This window comes from Verrucomicrobium sp. 3C (assembly GCF_000379365.1).
GTDB lineage: Bacteria > Verrucomicrobiota > Verrucomicrobiia > Methylacidiphilales > Methylacidiphilaceae > Methylacidimicrobium.
In genome coordinates, this window is record NZ_KB901875.1 from 87,656 (window position 1) to 107,618 (window position 19,963).

Annotated in this window: 20 protein-coding genes, 1 pseudogene and 1 riboswitch; of the genes and pseudogenes, 4 read left to right on the forward strand and 17 right to left on the reverse strand. The window is 59.0% G+C overall.

Annotated features, from left to right (window positions below; translation table 11 throughout):
- The first annotated feature begins 185 nt into the window (after nucleotides 1-185).
- The gene (gene iscB, locus A37A_RS0100585) at nucleotides 186-1,466 is read left to right on the forward strand and encodes an RNA-guided endonuclease IscB (RefSeq protein ID WP_020493821.1); all 1,281 of its coding nucleotides are present in this window, start codon (nucleotides 186-188) and stop codon (nucleotides 1,464-1,466) included.
- Nucleotides 1,467-1,709: 243 nt separating this feature from the next.
- On the forward strand, nucleotides 1,710-2,390 hold the full coding sequence (locus A37A_RS0100595) for a hypothetical protein (protein WP_018289613.1): 681 nt from the start codon (nucleotides 1,710-1,712) through the stop codon (nucleotides 2,388-2,390).
- A gap of 229 nt (nucleotides 2,391-2,619) precedes the next feature.
- Here A37A_RS0100595 and A37A_RS0100600 read toward each other — a convergent pair whose 3' ends face one another.
- The 9 genes and pseudogenes from A37A_RS0100600 to A37A_RS0100640 form a co-directional block, all read right to left on the reverse strand.
- A complete protein-coding gene (locus A37A_RS0100600) occupies nucleotides 2,620-3,153 on the reverse strand; it encodes a hypothetical protein (protein ID WP_231363708.1) in 534 nt (177 codons plus the stop codon).
- A 367-nt stretch (nucleotides 3,154-3,520) separates the two neighbouring features.
- Nucleotides 3,521-3,582, reverse strand: a riboswitch (Fluoride riboswitch).
- Between the two features lie 75 nt (nucleotides 3,583-3,657).
- Nucleotides 3,658-4,601, reverse strand: a pseudogene (locus A37A_RS14845) (IS1595 family transposase).
- A gap of 140 nt (nucleotides 4,602-4,741) precedes the next feature.
- Nucleotides 4,742-6,109, reverse strand: coding sequence for a hypothetical protein (locus tag A37A_RS0100610; RefSeq protein ID WP_018289616.1), 1,368 nt, complete (start codon nucleotides 6,107-6,109; stop codon nucleotides 4,742-4,744).
- On the reverse strand, nucleotides 6,093-7,460 hold the full coding sequence (locus tag A37A_RS0100615) for an AAA family ATPase (RefSeq protein WP_020493824.1): 1,368 nt from the start codon (nucleotides 7,458-7,460) through the stop codon (nucleotides 6,093-6,095). Before A37A_RS0100615 ends, A37A_RS0100610 begins: the two co-directional genes overlap by 17 nt.
- Nucleotides 7,409-8,764 (reverse strand): RNA-guided endonuclease IscB, encoded by a 1,356-nt coding sequence (gene iscB / locus A37A_RS14850; RefSeq protein ID WP_018289618.1) that lies wholly within the window; start codon nucleotides 8,762-8,764, stop codon nucleotides 7,409-7,411. Before iscB (A37A_RS14850) ends, A37A_RS0100615 begins: the two co-directional genes overlap by 52 nt.
- A 265-nt stretch (nucleotides 8,765-9,029) precedes the next feature.
- Entirely contained in the window at nucleotides 9,030-9,434 is a 405-nt protein-coding gene (locus A37A_RS0100625; RefSeq protein ID WP_018289619.1) for a hypothetical protein, read from the reverse strand.
- A complete protein-coding gene (locus tag A37A_RS0100630; RefSeq protein ID WP_018289620.1) occupies nucleotides 9,431-10,225 on the reverse strand; it encodes a hypothetical protein in 795 nt (264 codons plus the stop codon). The genes A37A_RS0100625 and A37A_RS0100630 overlap by 4 nt, the downstream gene beginning before the upstream one ends.
- The gene (locus A37A_RS0100635) at nucleotides 10,222-10,566 is read right to left on the reverse strand and encodes a hypothetical protein (protein WP_018289621.1); all 345 of its coding nucleotides are present in this window, start codon (nucleotides 10,564-10,566) and stop codon (nucleotides 10,222-10,224) included. Before A37A_RS0100635 ends, A37A_RS0100630 begins: the two co-directional genes overlap by 4 nt.
- A 44-nt stretch (nucleotides 10,567-10,610) precedes the next feature.
- The gene (locus tag A37A_RS0100640; protein WP_018289622.1) at nucleotides 10,611-11,762 is read right to left on the reverse strand and encodes an ATP-dependent RecD-like DNA helicase; all 1,152 of its coding nucleotides are present in this window, start codon (nucleotides 11,760-11,762) and stop codon (nucleotides 10,611-10,613) included.
- A gap of 61 nt (nucleotides 11,763-11,823) precedes the next feature.
- Here A37A_RS0100640 and A37A_RS0100645 point away from each other — a divergent pair, with 61 nt between their 5' ends.
- Nucleotides 11,824-12,246, forward strand: coding sequence for a hypothetical protein (locus A37A_RS0100645; RefSeq protein WP_018289623.1), 423 nt, complete (start codon nucleotides 11,824-11,826; stop codon nucleotides 12,244-12,246).
- Here A37A_RS0100645 and A37A_RS0100650 read toward each other — a convergent pair.
- The 8 genes from A37A_RS0100650 to A37A_RS0100685 all read right to left on the reverse strand — a co-directional run bounded on the left by A37A_RS0100650 (nucleotide 12,243) and on the right by A37A_RS0100685 (nucleotide 18,192).
- A complete protein-coding gene (locus A37A_RS0100650; protein ID WP_018289624.1) occupies nucleotides 12,243-12,602 on the reverse strand; it encodes a hypothetical protein in 360 nt (119 codons plus the stop codon). The genes A37A_RS0100645 and A37A_RS0100650 overlap by 4 nt on opposite strands.
- 44 nt (nucleotides 12,603-12,646) lie before the next feature.
- A complete protein-coding gene (iscB, locus tag A37A_RS0100655) occupies nucleotides 12,647-13,927 on the reverse strand; it encodes an RNA-guided endonuclease IscB (RefSeq protein WP_155996571.1) in 1,281 nt (426 codons plus the stop codon).
- A gap of 154 nt (nucleotides 13,928-14,081) precedes the next feature.
- The gene (locus A37A_RS0100660; protein WP_018289626.1) at nucleotides 14,082-15,140 is read right to left on the reverse strand and encodes a hypothetical protein; all 1,059 of its coding nucleotides are present in this window, start codon (nucleotides 15,138-15,140) and stop codon (nucleotides 14,082-14,084) included.
- 16 nt (nucleotides 15,141-15,156) lie between these two features.
- Nucleotides 15,157-15,504: a hypothetical protein gene (locus A37A_RS0100665; protein ID WP_018289627.1), complete on the reverse strand. Its 348-nt coding sequence runs from the start codon at nucleotides 15,502-15,504 to the stop codon at nucleotides 15,157-15,159.
- Nucleotides 15,505-15,803: 299 nt separating this feature from the next.
- Entirely contained in the window at nucleotides 15,804-16,319 is a 516-nt protein-coding gene (locus A37A_RS14855) for a DUF29 domain-containing protein (protein ID WP_018289628.1), read from the reverse strand.
- A gap of 133 nt (nucleotides 16,320-16,452) precedes the next feature.
- Nucleotides 16,453-16,809: a hypothetical protein gene (locus A37A_RS0100675; RefSeq protein WP_018289629.1), complete on the reverse strand. Its 357-nt coding sequence runs from the start codon at nucleotides 16,807-16,809 to the stop codon at nucleotides 16,453-16,455.
- The gene (locus A37A_RS0100680) at nucleotides 16,806-17,345 is read right to left on the reverse strand and encodes a hypothetical protein (RefSeq protein ID WP_018289630.1); all 540 of its coding nucleotides are present in this window, start codon (nucleotides 17,343-17,345) and stop codon (nucleotides 16,806-16,808) included. The genes A37A_RS0100675 and A37A_RS0100680 overlap by 4 nt, the downstream gene beginning before the upstream one ends.
- A 49-nt stretch (nucleotides 17,346-17,394) precedes the next feature.
- A complete protein-coding gene (locus tag A37A_RS0100685) occupies nucleotides 17,395-18,192 on the reverse strand; it encodes an RDD family protein (protein ID WP_018289631.1) in 798 nt (265 codons plus the stop codon).
- Nucleotides 18,193-18,392: 200 nt separating this feature from the next.
- Between A37A_RS0100685 and A37A_RS0100690 the strand changes: the two genes are divergently transcribed.
- On the forward strand, nucleotides 18,393-19,766 hold the full coding sequence (locus A37A_RS0100690; RefSeq protein WP_155996376.1) for a hypothetical protein: 1,374 nt from the start codon (nucleotides 18,393-18,395) through the stop codon (nucleotides 19,764-19,766).
- The last annotated feature ends 197 nt before the right edge of the window (nucleotides 19,767-19,963 follow it).

Below are 19,963 nucleotides of genomic sequence, written 5' to 3' on the forward strand. Positions count from 1 at the left end.
ATCCCGGAGGCTACGTTGGGAAGGTGATGACACCCCGGAATGCGCGCGCCAGTTCCGGGCAGACTGTCGGGGCGAGTTAAAAGCGAGCTGGGAGTGAAGCAAGCGGTGCTCGTCACGCGACAAGCCTTGCCCAACATTGCCGAGGCGCACGTTACCCCCGCAAGGGGAGAAGGCAGAGAGTAGTCATGCAGAATCGTGTGCTCGTGCTTGATAACCAGAGGCAGCCGCTCATGCCCTGTCATCCGGCTAGAGCCAGGATGCTGCTGAGGGAAGGGAAGGCGGCGGTCTTCCGCCGCTTTCCCTTCACGATCATCGTAAAAGAACGCGCTGGCGGTGATGTTCAGCCTGTCCGCGTGAAGTGTGATCCCGGAAGCAAGACGACTGGGATGGCTCTGGTAGCCGAGTTTGCTCGGCGAAGGCCGACGGTGGCATGGGCGGCGGAACTAACTCATCGCGGGGAGACGTTTCGCGGCGCATTGCGGCAGCGGGCGGCGTGCCGCAGGAGCCGGCGCAATCGAAAGACCCGTTACCGCGCGCCGCGCTTCGACAACCGGAAAAGGTCGGAAGGATGGTTGCCTCCGAGCCTACGTCATCGGGTGGACACGACGATGACCTGGATAGGACGGTTGCGGCGTCTGGCTCCGGTCAGTGCATTGAGCCAGGAACTGGTTCGATTCGATATGCAGGCTATGCAGAATCCGGAGATCTCCGGAATCGAACACCAGCAGGGCACATTGGCTGGCTACGAGGTGAGGGAGTATCTCCTGGAGAAGTGGGGCAGGAAATGCGCTTACTGCGGAGCGAAAGACGTACCGCTGGAGATCGATCATATCCATCCCAAGAGCCGGGGCGGATCGGACAGGGTGAGTAACCTGACCTTAGCCTGTCACGACTGCAATCAGACCAAGGGAAACCGGGACGTTGGGGAGTTCCTCGCGAAGCGACCGGAGCGCTTGGCGGCGATACTCGCTAAAGCAAAGACGCCGCTGAACGATGCGGCGGCCATCAACAGCACCAGATGGGCTCTCTACAACCGGATCAAGGCAACTGGCCTGCCGGTCGAAACCGGATCTGGCGGCAGAACGAAATACAATCGCAGCCAGCAGCGGTATCCGAAGGCGCACTGGATCGATGCGGCCTGTGTGGGACATTCCGGTTCCGCTGTGCGGCTGGATGCCGGGATGCGGCCGCTGCTCATGGAGGCTACGGGACACGGAGAACGGCAACGCGCCCGCGTGGACAAGCTCGGCTTTCCTATTGCGCACAAGCGCGCTGGAAAGTCTTTCCGTGGATTCCGAACCGGGGATCTAGTGCGTTGCCGCAAGCCCGACCTACCGGATTTTATTGGGCGGCTTGCGATCCGGTTCCGTCCCTGGTTCGTCGTGAGCAGGTCGGACCGGAAGATCGAAGTTCATCCGAAGGATCTGGTCGTTGTGCAAAAGGGGGACGGATATGCGTATGCGTGAAACCAGAGGCGGCGCTTCCTCACCAACCAAGCCAAAGGCTTTGGATGGAGTACCCGCGCCGACGGATGGATGGAAATTGGCGTGCAGCCTTCGCCATAGAGCAGGAAATACCGATCGAATCCGCATCCCGGCTTGCGGGCGGAAAGGGAACGGTATTCATTGCGGGCGTTCCTCCTGGAACACGGTAACCGCAGTCTCAATCGCCGTCGTTGGACCACGACGGTCATCGGCGCATGAAGCATCATGCGCTGGATCACATTTGCGGGCGGGTATTACACGCCATCCAAGTTCGTTGCCGAAGCAAAGAAGCTCGGCATTTCCCGCAAGGTTCCCACAAGCCTCGCCAAGAGCATGAATGTCGGCGATGAGGTCTGTGTGCTGGACTGGACGGGGAAGGAGGCTCAGCACTTCTGCACGTTCAAAATCGATTCCCTGTTGCTCGATAGCGCTCTTGCCAAGGTGGTGGCCGACAAGCTCGGCCTAACGATAACCTCTTCCGGACGCCGAACCGTGGTTCGGGAATGCGGCAGCTTCGAGGTGAGTTGCCACTTTGTCACCACCGCCCCAATCCGGACGCAAATCGAAGCGGCAGAGTCGGCTGGTCCGATAAAATCCGTAATGATCGGCGGATCGATAACCGAGGAGATCCACCCGCCCAGAACCGTGCCAGGCGTCGGCAAGTTCTTCCGTGGTTTTGCGCGCGAGACTCCGGCCCATGGCATCCCGGCCAGCAAATCGGCGAAAACCAGGACCGTTCCCGGCATCCTTGCGTCGACTCCCTCATCGTCGATATCCGGAATGGTCTATGGCCTCGAAGGCTACAAGCAACGCACGACCATAGCCAGGCATGACCTGCAACTCGATTTGCCGATCGAGCTTCCCGCCGGCCATCCGTTTCTCACTCCGTCCAGGGGCGGTCGCTAGCGGGTCGATCTTCGGTCAACGCAAGCTGGGGGTACCTCGGAAAAACGAAAAAATCGTACGCTAAGGGCGGCGATCACCGCTGGAATCGAGACAAAGTTAGGGTGTCGTCGATTTTTGAGGCAACGGCCCTCACTCTTCCCACCCGTTCGGTGTCATTTATTTTTTGAGGCAACGGGTTATTGCTCGTGGGCGCGCAACTTCTCGACGACGAGGGGTTTCCGGAAGCGATTCAGAAACGATAGCCGAGCGCCACGATGCCGACCGGTTCGTAGAGCCAACGTCCGCCCAGCCCCGCATGCGGAGTCTCGTTGATGGTCACCCCCGGTCCGCTCAGCCCGTTGATACCGCCGATGAACCGGAAGAAGCCATCGAGGCTGATCGACCAGCGCGTGTTGGGAATGTAATACCGCACGCCCCCGGTGGGGGAAAACCAGTATCCCCAAACCGCCCCGTGATCGACCCCCCCCGATTCGGTATTGGCCAGGACGCCGCCGCCGATCATGCCGATGAAGGGTTCGAGCCGATCGTACCATACCCGGTAGCCGACTCGCCCCCGCATGCCGAGGAAGCCGAGATTCTCGGCACCGCTCACGCCGAAGCCGGAAACGCCGACTCCCATGTACGAGCCGAAGAAGTCGACGTCGAAGGACCAGTGGCCCCAGCGCTCCGGATCGAACCAGCGATAGCCGAACGAGAGTGCCGAGTTCACCGCGAAGTTGCTGTTCCCCGCGGCGGACTCGATGGCACCCGTACGGTCATTCACGATTTCCCCTCGGTCATATTGCGGAAAGGCCGTTCCAGTCCCCACGCTGAGAAACCAGCTACCGGAGTGATGGCGGGCGGGTACAGGCTCATTTCCGAGGCCTGAGAGAACCGGAGGCCTGCTGCCCTTTTGCGGCTCTCGGACGAAGACCCCGTCCTCTCCTGCTTCCCCCACATTGGGCGCTCGTGCCAAAACCCGCGCCACGCTCGCAACCGCGAGGCAACAGAGGCCTAATGCCCATAGAATTCGAAAGACGCGCACCGGAGATCGGGTCGAGGGTCGGGAGAATGGCAGGCCACGGCTCCCGGAAATGCAGGTTAAAACCGCCGGCTCCTCTCGATACACCACTCCTCCTTCTCGCGTTTGCCGCGTGGTAGGAGTTATTAGCCTAAATGGCGGTCTACGGGGAACCCCATCCCCATCTGCCCTTTCAAACTAGCGAAGATGCCAAGCCCGTCAAGACTCTTGTGAACTCCAGACCATGGGCGCGAATGACTCATATGCTTATCCCGTTGACGCCCCTAACGTCATCTTCTCGTAGTTCACGGGGATTTTGATCGTGTGGCCAGCCCGAGCAATGTCTGGAACGCAGCCATGGGAGTCTTGCGCCGGTTGAAGCGAAACACGCATTCATCGAGATAATTTTGCAGATATTTGGGATCAACGCCATGATGGGTGCCATTAAGCCAGGTTTTGAGGTTGCCGAAAGCCCGGTGGATATGGAGCGCATGGGTTTCGGGATGTTGGTGCTCGTGGCGATAGCCTGCGAGGGCTGTCGTCGAGTACCCCTTCCATTGATCGGTGCCAATCTCCGTGCCCGGCTCCACGTTTTTCTCCAGAAAGCGGCGGATCGAACCCGCATCGGCTCGGGGAGCCACAGTCAGGCGCAACCTGCCGGCTTTTTCCATGTAGCCGCCATGCTTGTTAGTATAAGCGATCACTTCCACCGCGCCAAAGACCAGGGTGCCGTGTTGCGCCGCCGTCACGCCCCGGCCTCTTTTACCTCTGACCGGACCTCCAATGATGACCTCGTCGGTCTCGACTCGTCCGCTCAAGCGGGAGCGGGTCTCGTTGACCATGGCGCGGCGCAACCGGTGCAACAGATACCAAGCGGTTTTGTAGCTGCACCCCATTTGCCGTTGCAGTTGCGTCGCGCTCATGCCGGGTGTGTGCGTGGCCACCAGGTACGCGGCCCAAAACCATTCGCGCAAAGGGAAGTGGGAGCCATGCATGAGGGTGCCCGCCGTCGCGGAGATTTGCTGGCCGCAACTCTGACACTTGTGCTCAAAGCGTCTGGTCTTAATCCAGCAGGCTTGACCACCGCACCGCGGACAGACAAAGCCTTCCGGCCAGCGACTGCTGGCCAGATACTCAAAGCAGGCGTCTTCCTGGGAAAAACGTTCACGAAACTCTTTCAAGGTCTTGGGAAAATCGGGCCGGGCCACCACTATATCATGCTCGCAGGGCTAGGGGCGTCAACGGGATAAGCATAATTTTCCATTTTCTGAGACGACCACCTACTTGGTGAAGTGAAGACGGGGAGCGGCTTAGCGTACGATTTTTTCCGTTTTCTGAGACGACCCCAAGCTTACCGTTCGAGTTCCCGTCCAAACCTGCTCTTGAGAAAGAGTCCCACCATTTGACCGAGACCCTCCGGAGCGGCGGACTGGAAAGAGATGCCTTCGCCGAATACTTTATCCAGTCTCGTCTGTTGCGTTCCGACGTAACCGCATCCGATCTTGCAACCCAGAGCCTTCAATTTCTTCACGAATTCCGCGTCTTTTTCGCCCACGCATGCGTCCGACAGGAACAGGGTGAAGCGTTCCTTGAATGGCCTCTCTCTTAAACTCCTGTAGTTCTCGCCGCCTCCATTCGGATTTATCAACCTGAGGTCGTCCAAATCGTCGATTTCCAGCGGTTTGGTAAATTGGGTGCCCGTTACCGCCACCGACAACTTCTTCCCCAGAAAGCCGTGCAGCAATTTGACCGTGTGGGCGGCCCATATGAACGGCTTCCAATTCATCGATCCGCTGGCATCGATCACGGCCAACATTCGGAAGGGACGCACGGCTGGTTGCGGCTCGCTTCTGACGCGAAACGGAGCGAGAGGAGGATTCTCCGCCCTCCGCGGGTCGATCCGATGTCCGTTGTATGCGTAGCCATAGCCCGTCGCTTTCGGAAAGACGAGGTATCGCCGTAACGCGGCTTCTTCCTGCTGCAGCCACCGTTGATCCCATTCGAAGAAGCGTGGCGACTTGCTGCCGTTGCCGGTGTCCTTGGACTCCTCGCATGGCTTTCCCTCGCCGGACATCGATTCCTGATCGCGTTCCGTCAGTCCCGATGGATCCCCGCTTGGGTGCTCTGGATCGAACAGGCTGCGCCACTTTTCGCGCAACGCCGTCGCGATCTTCATGACTCCCGCGGTGTCTCCCGCTCGGATCGACTCGTCGATGGACTTGTCCCAATCCCGCAAAAACTCCGCCGGCAGAGATGGATCCGGATCGAATCCAGCGACTCCCCACCGCTTCCAGCGCAAGAGAATTCCAGCGTTGATCGGATGGCTGCGAGCGGGATTGCCTTCTCCCGTGTATAGCCGCCGCGCACTGTCCTCATGCAAGGGCCCGAACTCGCTGCCATGCGCAACGGCCATGCGCCGCTCAATTCGCGCGTCCTCCAGCACGTTCCAGATGCTAAACAGTTTCTTGTCCAACTTGTCGCCCGTTCGCGCGGTAAAGAGCGTGTGTCCGACTTCGTGTTGCGCGATCAACCAAGCCAACTCTTCCCGGCGTTCCGGCGCGATATCCTTGACGCCGACTGAAATGATCTGGTGCTCATGGTTCCACCAGCTGCTGTCATCCATGGGATCGAGATGCAGACGAAAAGCGACGTCGCCGGCCAATAGACCGGTTTCGAGCTCCAGTTTCGATTGGAGGCTCTTTTCATTTAGCTTTTTCATTCCCGATCTCCCTCTGGATTAGCTTTTCGATCGTCGAGACATGCCCCTGTTCCGGATAGCCATGCCGGTCGATCTCGACGACGCGAGGCACCCAGCTTCGCTGGGCGGCGCGCAATGGCGACATCCCGGCTTTGACCAGCTTGCCCCAGTCCAGGATCGAGGCCGTGTCCAGTGGACGCGGAAGCCGGCCTTCGCGGAATTGGGTTCGGAGTTGGGAGCCCACCGATACCATCTTGTCCGAGAGGTCCTTTTCGAGCCCCATCCCATGTAGCAGCCTCCGCTCGGCCGCCGTATCGTAATCGATATGTATGGCCGACCCGAACCGGCGCATGAGAGCTGGGTCTAGCTCGTTCGCATCGTTGTATCCTCCGCCCAGGTTCGCGGTGGCGATCCATTGGATCCGATCGATGGAAACCCGGTAATGCCGGCCGCTGGTCCAATTGTGCAACTGATAGGAACTTCCTTTGCGGTCGAGCACGTGAATGAGCATGTTCCGCATGCTCTTGCTGCTTCTGGTCACTTCCTCAAGCAGAACGATTACCGGCTCCTTTTCCGCCGTGGTAAAGGCGTTGACGATCTCGCCCGGCAACCTCTTCCACCCCTTTCCATCTCCAGCTGGAATGAGCTTTTGCAACAGATCGACATCCTCCAGGCCATCGCTGACATGGATGTGAAAAGGCTTTCGTCCGCTTTTTTCGATGAGCTTGGCCGCGAGCCAGCTTTTGCCGCTCCCGGTCGGACCATAGAAGAGCACCGGCATGCCGGCGTCCAAGACGGTTTTCGCGTCTTTCTCGTTCTCGTTCTCCGGCTCCGGAATCGATGCCCGCATCTTTTCCGGTAAAACCGAATCCAGACCGTTCGCAATGTCTTCCGCGATGCGATCGTTATGCGCAATCCAGGTCAATGCAGCCTGAATGTGCTTGCAGCAGTAATCCGGCTTGGTCTGTCTCTTTATGAAGAATTCACATTCATTATCCTTTTCCGGAAACAATCTTTCGATGGCTTTGTCGCCGCACCAGGCCATTGGATCCGTTGTTCCAGGCGCGAAACCGATCACCACGCTATGGAAACGCGGATTTCCCTTGTCCGTCGTCCGCGTGCGCACGACGACAACGCCGGTCTCAACCTCTTGTTCGGTCTTGGGGTCCTTGAACTTATAGCCGGAGACCGCCTTGATGTCGTCAAACGCGATGGAAGGCAATTTCGCCGCGTGCTTGTCCCGATATTCGGCTTCGCGCTTCTTGGCCCAGTCGCACAACAGCTTCTTGATCATCTTTTTGCGCGGGAGAACCCTGGCATTCATGCCGGGGAGGGATAGCGCGGCGGCTGCAAGCCGCCCCTGTTCCCGCATCCTCCTTTCGTTTCCGCTATCTTCGGTTTGATGCGGTAGCCATAGCCATCCGCTCGCTGAATCAGCGAGCAGTGGCGATGGCCGATGCCTTGGACCACGCCATGAAGCGTTTGGATGTTGAAGCTGCCGCTCGCGCGTACCGCCACGCGGCCGAGATGGAGGCCAGCCTTTATCCCCCTCGGCACGCTGGCTCTCACCAAGTCCCCCGTTTGGAATCCGTAGTGACGTTTGTTCCGTGTCAGATAGCCGCGAGGGAACCCATCCTTCGTCAGTCGCGTCCGCTGGTAGCTACCGCGGCCAGTCGTCTGGATAGCAAATGCTGGCGAGTTCCAGCCTAGCAGTCCGTCGAGATCCCCTACGCAAGCCGCATCCAGGCAGTGCGCCTTGGGGATATTCAGCTTGCCGCGATTCCACTTCGTCCTAGCGCCAGATCCGGTTTCGACCGGCAAGCCGGTTGCCTTGATCCGGTTGTAGAGAGCCCATCTGGTGCTGTTGATGGCCGCCGCATCGTGCAACGGCGTCTTTGCTCTGGCGAGTATCGCCGCCAATCGCTCCGGACGCTTCGCAAGGAACTCCCGGATATCCCGGTTTCCCTTGTTCTGGTTGCATTCGTGACAGGCCAACGTGAGATTGCTCACCCTGTCCGAGCCGCCACGGCTCCGGGGATGGATGTGATCGATCTCCAGCGGTACGTTCTCTGCATCGCAGTACGCACACTGCCGGTTCCACTTCTCCAGCAGGTACTCACGTACCTCATATCCTGCCAGCGTGCCTTGCTGGTATTCGACGCCAGTAATCTCTGGATTCTGCATCTTTTGCAGATCGAACCGAACTAACTCCTGGCTGATGGCCGCGACCGGAGCCAGACGCCGCAACCGCCCTACCCAGGACATCGTCGTGTCCATCCGATGCCGCAAGCTCGGCGCTAGCCAGCCTTCCGGCCGTCTCCGGTTGTCGAAGCGAGCAGGCCGATGGCGCAGTGTTGACCTCCTGCGCCGCCGGAACGCCCGGCGGCCAGCCATCCGATCCCGGATCGCCGATCCCCGATGCTCCAGCTCCGCCAGCCAGATCACATGTTGCGTGCCGTTCGCGGCCTCGCGTACCAATGCCAGGCCGGTTGTCCTGCTGCCGGGATCGAGCTTGAGGCGTATCGGCTGATGCATCCCATTTTCACGATCCTTAAGCCTAATCGTGAACGGGTAACGCCGATGCACTACCGCCCGCTTTCGCGTCAGGAGCAGCCGGGCGCGCTTCTCCGTACACGGCATCAGCGGTTTCTTCCGCTTGTCCAGTACCAGTACCATGCCTACTTCCTAACAATCGCCCTTACGGGCCTGGTAACGGCAGCCTTGTGGCTGCGCTCCCCTCGGGAAGGTATGCGACCGGCTTCCGCCTCGAGGCGGCGGAGAGAACCTTCGGGCTTTTGCCTTTGCCCAGCATGATCCTCCCCTTCCAGTGTCCGGAGCTAAGGAAGCACCCCGGAGTGGGTCCGTTCACCTGTCGCATACGTAGCCATCTTCTGGCGCTCCCTGGTCAACCTAGCTCTCGGTCTCCCTCAAGCTCCTCCCTTCAGGGAGGGGTAGTTGACGCGCTGCCTTCCTTCGCGTGAAATTCCGCGACATTCTCCATGAGGGTTTTTCCATTTTGAGGGAGATCGTTGGGCAACCAGGCTCCCAGCGACGGCAAATAGACGATTCCTCCCGCCAACTCCGACGCTTCCCGCAGATAAGGCTTGCCCGCTCCTCCCACTATGCGCGGCTCGGGCCACTTTGCGCGCTCCACTCCGTACCGCCTTCGATTGTCGAGAACCGCTTCCCGCGCCAGCCGCTTGGCCTCTTCCAGGCTGTTTGTGGCTCCACGGAATGGCCCTATGATTCCGATTCCATACCACCAGGTCCTGCCGTCGGGACATTCATGCACATGTCCCCATAGCAACCCTTCCACTACCCTTTCCGTCTCTTTTTCCTCAGTCATCGGCTTTCCTCCCTGCTGTCGTCTCGGCCGAGGTCCGTCCTCCCATCGCTCGGCTTGCGTTTTCCCTTCTCGCGTTCGCATGCTTGCTCGAACTGCTTGCGCAGTTCCATTGACGCGCTTGTCGCGCGCCAAATCTCCATTTCCCGCAACGCCTCGGCTCGGCGTACCCAGGTCATCTTGACGGTCTCCCTTCCCTGCGTCAGCGCCTTCCGAATCGTTTCCGGCCTCGGATCCGGCAATGTGCTCTCAACGTAACGGCCATCGCGATCGAAGCTGAAGGATTGCCACTCCGACAGTCCATCCGCGCCTCGAGCGCGATACTCCACCGACCGAATCTCCCCTCCTCCATGAAAGGTCGCCGACACCGGACCGTCGTGCCGTTCCAGACAACCCATATGGAAGAATCCTGACCAATAGTCGGCTCGCGAGGGAACGCCAGTGTTATGGAACTCGACTCTGGACGGCAGCCCATCCGATACATACCGGCCGTTCTCGATCCAGTCCGCGGCACGGATCCGCCCTCGCGGATCCACAAGCATCAGCGCCGGCCCGCCCGACCGATGTATCTGTCCGTGCCGGTAAAATGCGACCAGAGACAGCCTTCCACCCAGACCGATGGTCACTTCCGCCGGGCCGAGATCGTTGTGCGAAAATCCATCCGCATCAATCGTGCGCAGAACGATTTGTCCAGCCGCATGCTTGATCTCAAGCTTCCCGCTCCTGGCGGCGGACTTCGCCCATGCCTCGTAAGGCGTGCTCGCCAGGATTCCCGTCGTGCCCTGGTCATTCATTCCGGCCGTCCTCCCTCAATCCCGGCCACGCTCTTTTCCAGATGCGCCATGTCGTGGATTTTCTCAAAGCGGCTGGACCGCCTGGGGCTAAGATACATGTGAGGCGCATGCCGCGGATGGTTTGTCAGCTGCTCGCGAAGATCGGGCGAGAGACAGTCGTCAATCAGTTCCTCGTCGATCTCGGCCACGGCTCTCTCCACATCCTCCCCGCCGAGTCTCGGAGCCACTCGGATCAGCGTCTCGATCCGCTCGAATATTTTCAGCGGAATGAGCGCGCCGGAGCTTTGGAAAAATCGGGCCCGCTCAAGTAGAATGTCCGTGAGTTCGTTTTCGGTTCGCATGATTCCTCAAGCTCCGGATTCTTTCACCGGCCGCATAAGGAATACTATGCGCTGTTCGGCTCAATGGTCAGCGATGCGGCCGCCTTTCGCTTGAGCCACTCAACGGCAACCGGATCGGCTCGGACGCACGACCGGCTCCAGTTGCGGACGGTCATCCGGTTGGGATCGCGAACGCGCGAGAGGGCGACGTAAGCCTGCCCGGGGGCGAATACTCCGTCCAAGTCCACCAGAGCCTCGTCAAGAGTGAGTCCCTGCGCCCGGTGGATCGTCACGGACCAAGCCAGCCGCAACGGAATCCACGTACGTCGGTTCAGACCGTTTCCTTGCTGGATCCGCCCGATCCTCTTCACGACCCCGCCCATCTCCACATCAACCCATCGGGAACCGAGCCTCCTCACGAATCCGATCGACCCATTGGCCAGGCCAAGATCGGGCAAATTGACGGTAACCATGACCTTGGCGCCCACCGCAAGCTCAAGGCCGCCTTCTCCGTCCGGACCCTCACCCTCGGAGGATTCGTAGGAACACCTCTCCCCCGTCAACTGGGACACCATCCAGGCGTTGATCTGATCCGCCGCTTTCCGGCGGGCGACCAGGATCACCGGCGTCTCGGTTCCGCTACATTTGGCGCTTGAGCTCGCCAGCAACTTTTCGGCGGCTGGCGATACCTTGCCCCAGCGCAACCGCTGCAGAGCCATCCAGAATCTGTCGTCGGCATGACGGCGAGGAGTTGTCAGAGCCACCAATGGAGGATCGGCCTCCTGCCAGGCATGCGAAAGGAAACTCCACTTGCCTTTGACCGGAGGCAACTGAAGAAAGTCGCCGACCAGAAGAACCTGTTTTCCCCCGAAAGGCTCGGTCGTTTCGAGAGCGTCCTGACACGCTCCGTTGATCGCATCCAGGCTTTCGGCGTCAAGCATCGACACCTCGTCGATCACGATGCCGGGCGCGCGATCGAGTTCCTCGCGGAGTCCGGGATTGCCGGACGATGGCTTGATCCCAAAAAAGGAATGAACCGTTTTGCCTCCGATGTTCCAGGCGGCCAGTCCCGTTGAGGCGCAGAGAATCCATCCACGCTCTCCCATCCGGCGAACCAAGACGCTCTTTCCCGTGCCAGCTCCTCCGGTGAGCAGGACGACGGGAAAGCGCTCGATCGCCGCCAAGGCGGAGGCCTTGGTATCGCAGAGGAAGATCATGCTGATCCCAAAAGTACCTCGCCGATTTGCGCGATTGGAAGAATCAGCGCATAGTGCGACCATGAACCTCGACTGGATCGAGAGATTGATCTCCTGGATCGTGGGCACCTATCTCGGGCTGCTCCATGCGGTCCTCTCGGGCTTCCAGGATCCAATCTCCTTCCCGAGTATTCTCACCGATCTGGTTCACGCCGCCGAGCTCGCCATCGTGATTCTGGCTGGCTTGGCGGGAGTCGTATACCTCGCCTATGCGGTCATCCTGGCCGTCCAAAAGGTCCACGAGCTGACTCTGGACCTGATCAATGAGGCGCGTCTGACCTGGTACCGAATCTCCGGAAAGGAGACGAGGATGCTTCGGCGGATCGGAGAGATTTACACCGAGGAAGAGAAGAGGCAAAGCAAGGAATTCGAGGATCTCATCCGGCAATACGTCGGCGGAATGCCCTCCTCCCAGACTTCGCAGAAGGCTAACTCGCGGAATTAGCGCTCCACGACAAACGCCTGAATGCCTTGGTGCCGGACAAAGGATTCGCGTTCCTTGTCCTGTTTTTCGTGGCCGCCCATGAGCTTGCCCAGGTCGATGAATCCTCCGAACCGGCCATGGGAATGTTCCTTTGCGCCATTCGTCTTCGCCGCATCCCGCTCGGGTTTTGTACCGTAAAACTGCCGATAGGTGATGCCCGGTCTAGTGCTTGGCCGTTCGTGATCGGCGAAGAACCGTCCGATCTCGTGCTCGGCTTGTTTGGGAGAGATCCTGTGTTTGGCAATGTCCTGCCAGACTTGGCTCTCCTTCTCGTGCAATGCGGGATCGCCATCCACCCGTCGGCGCGGGTACTCCATCCAAGGCCTTTGGCTTGGTTGGAGAGGAAGAGCCGCCTCTGGTTTCACGCATACGCATATCCGTCCGCCTTTTGCACTACGACCAGATGCTTCGGATGAACTTCGATCTTTCGGTCCGATCCACTCACGACGAACGAGGGCCGGAACCGGATCGCAACCCGACCAAGGAAATCCGGTAGACCGGGCTTGCGGCAACGCACCAGATCTCCGGTTCGGAAGTCACGGAAAGACTTTCCACCGCGCTTGTGCGCAAGAGGAAAGCCGTGCTTGTCCACACGAGCGCGTTGCAGTTCTCCGTGCCCCGTAGCCTCCATGAGCAGCGGCCGCATCCCGGCATCCAGCCACACAGCCGAACCGGAATGTCCCACACAAGCGGCATCAATCCAATGTGCCTTCGAATACCCCTGCTGGCTGCGATTGTATTTTGTCCTACCGCCAGATCCGGTTTCTACCGGCAGGCTGGTTGCCTTGAGTTGCTCGCACAATGCCCATCTGGTGCTGTTGATGGCCGCCGCATCGCGCAGCGGCGTCTTTGCCCTAGCGAGTATTGCCGCCAGACGTTCCGGCCGGTTCGCAAGGAACTCCCGGATATCCCGGTTGCCCTTGGCTTGATTGCATGCGTGGCAGGCCAGCGTGAGATTGCTTACCCTGTCCGAGCCGCCACGGCTCCTGGGATGGATATGATCGATCTCCAGCGGTACGTCTTTCGCCTCGCAGTACGCACATTTCCTGCCCCACTTCTCCAGCAGGTATTCGCGAACCTCATATCCGGCCAATGTGCCTTGCTGGTATTCGACGCCAGTAATCTCCGGGTTCTGCATCTTTTGGGTATCGAACCGGACGAGTTCCTGGCTGATGGATGTGACCGGAGCCAGACGCCGCAACCGCCCTACCCAGGACATCACCGTGTCCACCCTATGACGAAGGGATGGAGGCAACCATCCTTCCGACCTTTTCCGGTTGTCGAAACGTGGCGCACGGTAACGCGTCTTTCGATTACGCCTGCTTCTGCGGTGCATTGCCCGCTGCCGCAAGGCGCTGCGAATCGCCTCCCCGCGATGAGTTAGTTCCGCCGCCCAGACTACCGTCGGCCCCCGCCGAGCAAACTCGGCTACCAGAGCCATTCCAGTCGTCTTGCTGCCTGGATCGCACTTCACGCGGACGGGCTGAACATCGCCGCTGGCTCGCTCCAGGAGGATGATTGTGAAGGGAAAGCTGCGGAAGACCGCCGCCCTCCCTTCCTTCAAAAGCGCCCGGGCTCTGGCCGGATGACAGGGCATGAGCGGCTGCCTCCGGCTATCAAGCACGAGCACGCGATTCTGCATCATTACTCTCTGCCTTCTCCCCTTGCGGGGGTAATGTGCGCCTCGGCAATGTTGGGTAAGGCTTGTCGTGGAACGAGCACCGCTTGCTTCACTCCCAACTCGCTTTTAACTCGCCCCGACAGTCGCCCGGAACTGGCGCGCGCATTCCGGGGTGTCATGACCTTCCCAACGTAGCCTCCAGGATCGAACCCGGAGACGGAGCCTGGTCAACCAGGAGCCTGTTTTCACAAGCTCCGGCCATGCCGCAATGCGGTTGGCGGGAGTGGTTGACCCCCGATTGCTCCTTAGCCTGTTGCCACCAGGGTTGTCCTTGCTCCTTGGAGGGCGCGCCCATGATCCGGTCGATGTCGATGAACGAGCCGAAGCGGTTCTGGCCCGGATCGGATGAGAGCTGGTTGCGAAACATCGTCTCGTAGCGTCTCCGGTAGGTGTTGTCCGGCTCTCCAGTCGGCACTGTGTTTTCCGTGTACACCAGTCCCACGGTCTCCTCCAGTTGCTCGATCGACGTTCCCTTCCGGGACGCCTCACGGAAGACGCCAGCCTCTTTCCCGCTTACCGCCGAGTTGTGCTCGGCCATCTGCCGCGCATTTCTCCGGAATTGCGGATCCGTCGATTTCGCGGCCGCCTGCAGCACTTCCGCGGAACATCCCCACCTGCCGATTTCCGCTTTGCCTTCATTGCGGATGGCGGCATCGGTGTTCCGCTGCACGAACTCCTCCTTCACCATCTGGCGCATGGAGTCATTGCGTCCCTCCGCCTTGTCGTTGCTCCCGTTTACTGAGAACCGCCTGGACTGCAATGCGGTTGCTTCCTCGAGGTCGTCTCTTGTCGCCAATCGCACCCCGCTGGTCGCATGGGCGAGTTCGTGAAAGAGCGACGCCGCGGCATGGCCGGGCTTGTTCCGCATGGCTGAATCGATTGCGACGATCTTCTTTTCGCGGTTGGTGAAGCTGCCGCCTCCCGTCTCACCCCAAACGATGCTGTATCCATTCTCCTCGGCCAACTCCAATGCCTGGCACGCGTGCGACGAGGCGTTTACCAATCGCATGACGCGTTGATCGTCCAGAGGACTTCGGAGCTCGTTCGCATTGCCTTCCGCCGCTGCATTGCCGTTCGGCTCGCTCTTCATGGAGGTTTGTTGCGCCGATCGGCCCAGGACCGCTCCATGGACGAGCAGTTGGCCTAAGAGGATCGTCGCAATCGACTGGAGCAAGCCAAAGCCAAGCCGTTCACGGATTGGCGACCGGGATCGTCTCGTACTGCCCGCCGTACTCGACTCCGCCGATCTGGTACTTGGGAACGTAGTTGGTCCGCCACTGCACCTGTCCCGGCTGCTGTCCTCCGACTCTGCCGTTCCCGTTCTTGGCGATCTTGTCCCAACCGCCGTTGAGCAGAGTGCTCCTTTCCTCGTTCTTCCCCATCTCGATCCATTTCCGATACTTGGCGACCTTCGGATCGCACTCGGGATGATCGTAGGGCGGCACGGGCGGATTCTCGCTGGTGTGTTTGACCGAATCCGGGGCGTGGGCGCAGCCGACGAACGCCAGAGGGAGCAGAAGAAGAGACAGCCATTTCATAAAATGGCTATGCGCCGATCAGAGCGCGGCGACCATCAAGGTCGAGATCATCGCAGCGCTTGCCGAAAAGAATCAGGAGAACCCTGGCGCCTTCACCAACCTATCACAAGCAATGATGCCACTCTGGAGCCAGGACTCCGGAAGAGAGAAGAAGGTTATCTGCTGTAGTCGGAATCAGCTCACGAAACGGAAAAAATCGGACGCTAAGCCGCTCCCCGTCTTCACTTCACCAAGTAGGAGATCGTCTCACGAAACGGAAAATAAAGCACGCTCCTGTTGCCTCAGAAATCGACGACACCCTAACCTTGTCTCAATTCCCGCCGCTCAATTTCCGCGCGCGTGAAATAGCGTTCTTTCTCAAATAATTCTTTGTCGGGCCATGGGCATTGAGGCGGAAGCTCTTCTCTGCGGATAGAATAGCAGATCTTGCGGTCGGCCTTCATGATGTCCGCTTTTTCAAGAAGACTCTCCCTAGCACTGCGATACGCATCCTCGATAACCTCGCCCAAATCGTGTTTAAAACTGGGATTTTTCTTCAGCACGCGAAGAGCCTTGTCTCTCGCGCGTTCGACGGCATACCGCCATCCATGCCCGTCCCTTTCTGGATCCGTGGTCAGATACCCGATGTACAGGAGGTGCTCGATCAGCGCCTCAAGCTGGCCTTCCAACCTGTGTCGCTCGCTACTTCCCAAGTCCTCGACCTCCTCAATGAGATTTTTTAGGTCCAGCTCGCTAAATCGGCGCGCCCGCAGGAGCCGCGCCGTCTCCTGCGTCCAGGCATACAGGTCACGCTCGTAAAGCTCCTTCGTCGTCATGTGGTCACAATCATGCTGCGCCAGAAGACGCGCAAGCGGAAAAACCGCTCTCCACCGCCTTGTCTGTCCATTTCCTCCACGAGGATTGGCGGACGATTTTTTCCGTTTCGTGAGCTGACCCCTAGTCCCAGCCCTAGTCCTTTTCGTGGCAATGGATAAAAAGCACGCCTTCGCGTTCCGCCTTTCGGTTTGCATGGTCGGTGATGCTCGTTCCCATAACGACGCCAAGGCTGTTGCTTGGCGGCTCAGGAAAAATGAAACCGAAACGTTGTGGATGACTGGCGAGAACGTTTCTAGAGGCTTTCAACAGCAGGGAGGCACGCTTGGCGGCACGCTCCACATCGTCGTCCCGCACGGTTTTTGAGATTTCCGCAGCGACACAGACGAGTTTGTTCGTGTCCCAGTCCTTGCCGACCGCAAGAGCATCAGCGTTGGCTATTTCGTCGCTTTGCTCCACGGTAATTTCTTCGTTGCGCGTTGCGATCTTCACAATAAGGCGCCTTCCGTATTCGCGTCCACAATAGCTACGCCATCCATCTTGCTCGCGAGTTTGCGGATGAACATCGGCAAAGCCTTGATCTGAAAGATATCTCCCCTGAGATCTCCAATCTTCCCTTTCAATTGTCCAAACTGTTTGTCCGTGCTTTGCATGAAGGCATTGAGAGTCTCGTCAGTCTTCCGCTGAGCTTCGGCCAACTGGTCCATCCGCTCCGTGAGCTTGCCGATCGCCTCCAAGACGGCCTGGGAATCCTTCTGCCTCGCCTCCTCTCCCTTTTGGATCAAATCGAGGATGGTGTTGGCATCGCTCTTTCTAGATTCCTCCGCAGCGGCGAATTTGCCTGGCAGTTCGATTAGCTCCCTGGTCAACAGCCTGCTTCTGATCTCCTCCGTCTCCACGGGATCGGCCAGGAAAACTTTCAACACAAGCTCCGGCCATACCGCAAAGCGGTTGGCGGGAGTGGTTGACTCCGGGTGTTCCCGAAGGGCGGCCAGGATGTCATCGGTGGAATGAATGGGAGCGCTCACGTCTGAACTCTAATCTGGATAAGTCGGAAAGACAATGCGGTCGGCCGTATCACGCCGCCGAGTCCAACTGCCGTCGAGTGACCACCGCCACTCCGCAGGAATCCGCGATGACGGCCGTTAGGCCCAGGAGCTTCGACGCATTGCGCTTGAAGGCCAGAAGCAAGCCGGGAGGCTTCTCCGTGCGCAGGTCGGCAACGCGTAGGCCTAACAGGAAATGGCCGAGGGTACAGCCGAACCAGTGCTCGGCGAGCGCGGCATACCCGAGCCAGACGAGCGGGAACGAGCTGCACAGAATCCAGCCGACCTTCCCATGGGGGAAAGCGGCGCTGACTGCCATGGTGTAGGGAAGGAAGAGAAGCGGAAGGTCGATGAGGCCCGCCACGAATCGCCGCCAGTAGGTAGCTCGCTCGGGAAAGCGGTAGTTCTCGCTAACGGGAGCGAGTTCTTCGCGCCAGAAGAACGATAAGACAAGGTAGTTGAATGGGAAGACCATAAGCAGGAGCAACGCGAGTGCCGCTCCGCGAACAGCACGCTTCCATCTTGATGCTATGGTGTCGCCGGAAAACCACGCGACCCGCATGATGCGACACCCGACCGTCACGGGTTGCGCGTAGTAAATCGCAGCAAGGATCCACCAGACGGCCACCTCGGGCCCACCGACCAGAAAGATCGCGTGCTGGTCGGTCACCATATGCAGTCTGGTCTCGGGATCCAGCGACATCAGCGCTGACGCCAACAGGAAGTTGACCGGCGTCACGAGAAACCAGACGACCATCGCGTCGATCAACCCAACTCCCATTCGTCGCCAGATGCTTGCTTCCCCTCCAACGACTTGTTCCGTGCTCATGAGTCGATAATGCGACGATCGGATCGGCGCATAGGCATACTATGCGCCACCGAAACACATGGTCCGTCCTTCTCCTGCTTTCCGTTCTTTGTTTGTCTGTCGCCCCGTCCTTTGCGCAGACCCCGGCCGGAGGCGGCATGCCCGGAGTCGGAGGCGGAGGAGAGATGATGCCGCTACCGGATCCAACGGAGGAGCTCACCTTGCTCCAGCAGAAAGCCGTGGAAATCGGGCAGTTCCTCTACCAATCCTTAGTTCCTTCTTTGCGGGTCATCGGACAGTACGCTCTCCAGATCGGCCTCGCGATGGCGGGCTTGAGCATGGCCTTCGGTGGACGTGGCCGATCCATCGCAAGCACATTTGTCGAGGTCTGTGCTCTCTCGGCCATTGTGTGGGTGTTTTGTGTGGGGATGTGGCCGCAGACCCTTCTCGGCAACTTGAGGTCTGCGCTGCTCATGCCAGCGGTGCAGCTTGGAAACCAAATCGCGCATTCTGCCGGGCTGATGGGCAACACGCCGACGCAATGGCTCATGAGTTGGATCAACGGGGGAGCAACCATCGGCGGTCTCAATCTCAACAATCCCACATGCAAATTCTCAATGTACTGGATCCAAGACTCTCCCGTGGGCTTGTGGCAGGATCAAAGTTTGATTGCCTCTCTTAAGACCAGTTCCCAGTCTGTTGACGCTGCTCTCGGTGCAGCTAAGATTCAACAAACCGCTTGGGCTATCGGCCTTTACAGCGCATTTCTTTTTGGACTCGGATCAATCTTCGTCGCCTTGCTCGGCGCTTACCTCACGGCCATTGTGTCCATCTTTTCCTTCGCCCTAACTCAACTTTTCGTCCTAGGAGGAGGAGAACTGGCCTGGAACCTGTACATCCCACTCGGGATGCTTCTGATCCCGTTGATATACTTTGGTATGTGCCGAGCTTACTGGCGGCACTACCTTGTCACATTGGTTGCGTTGGCAATCCTGCCTGCTCTCTTTTGGATCATGGCGGGGATCGGCGTTGCGATCATGGCGACGCTCTTCAATGCGATTTTCGGATTGGGCACGCTCGGGAGTGTAGGCACGTTCATACGCAGTGCGGTAGTGCAAGCGACGGGAGGAACCATAAACGGTGCGGCGGGAGCTGCGGGAGGAGCCGCATCGGGACTTACGGGCGGAGCATTGGGCGTCATTTGGCAATGGATTAGCCAAGCGATGAACAATATTGGCTTAGGTACCGTGCTCGGACCCATAGGATCCAACAGTGGAATGCACCTTGATCAATATTTGTTATGGATGTTTCAGTTTTCTGGTTACTTCCTGCGGTATGTCGTAGGAGTCACTATCGTTGGAGCGTTTATTGCCGTCGCAACGACGGTAGCGGTCACGGCCGTTCAGGTCGCTTTCTCGTGGACAAACTCGTTCTCGGCAGCGGCGAACGCCTGGATCAATGCCCATCGGGAGCATATGGACCGGATCGGTGGAGCGGTCAGCGGCGGGATTGGTCAGATGGCCGGAGGGATGTTTCAGCAAGCTGGTGATTTCTTCCGCGGCTTGCCCAGGCGAAAAGGTCCTCCTGGTCCGTGATTTTTCTTATCGAGGACCAGGCCAGTGTGCAGCACACCAAGCACCCATATCTGGCCCCCAATAATTATTGGCTACCATTTTTGTCCACGCTTTTAGCGTAGAGATTGCCGAAGGGTCGACAGCACCGCTACTGGTTCGCGGCAAATCCGCTGAACCAGCAATGGTCCTGTTGAAGTTATAATAACGATAAGCTGTCG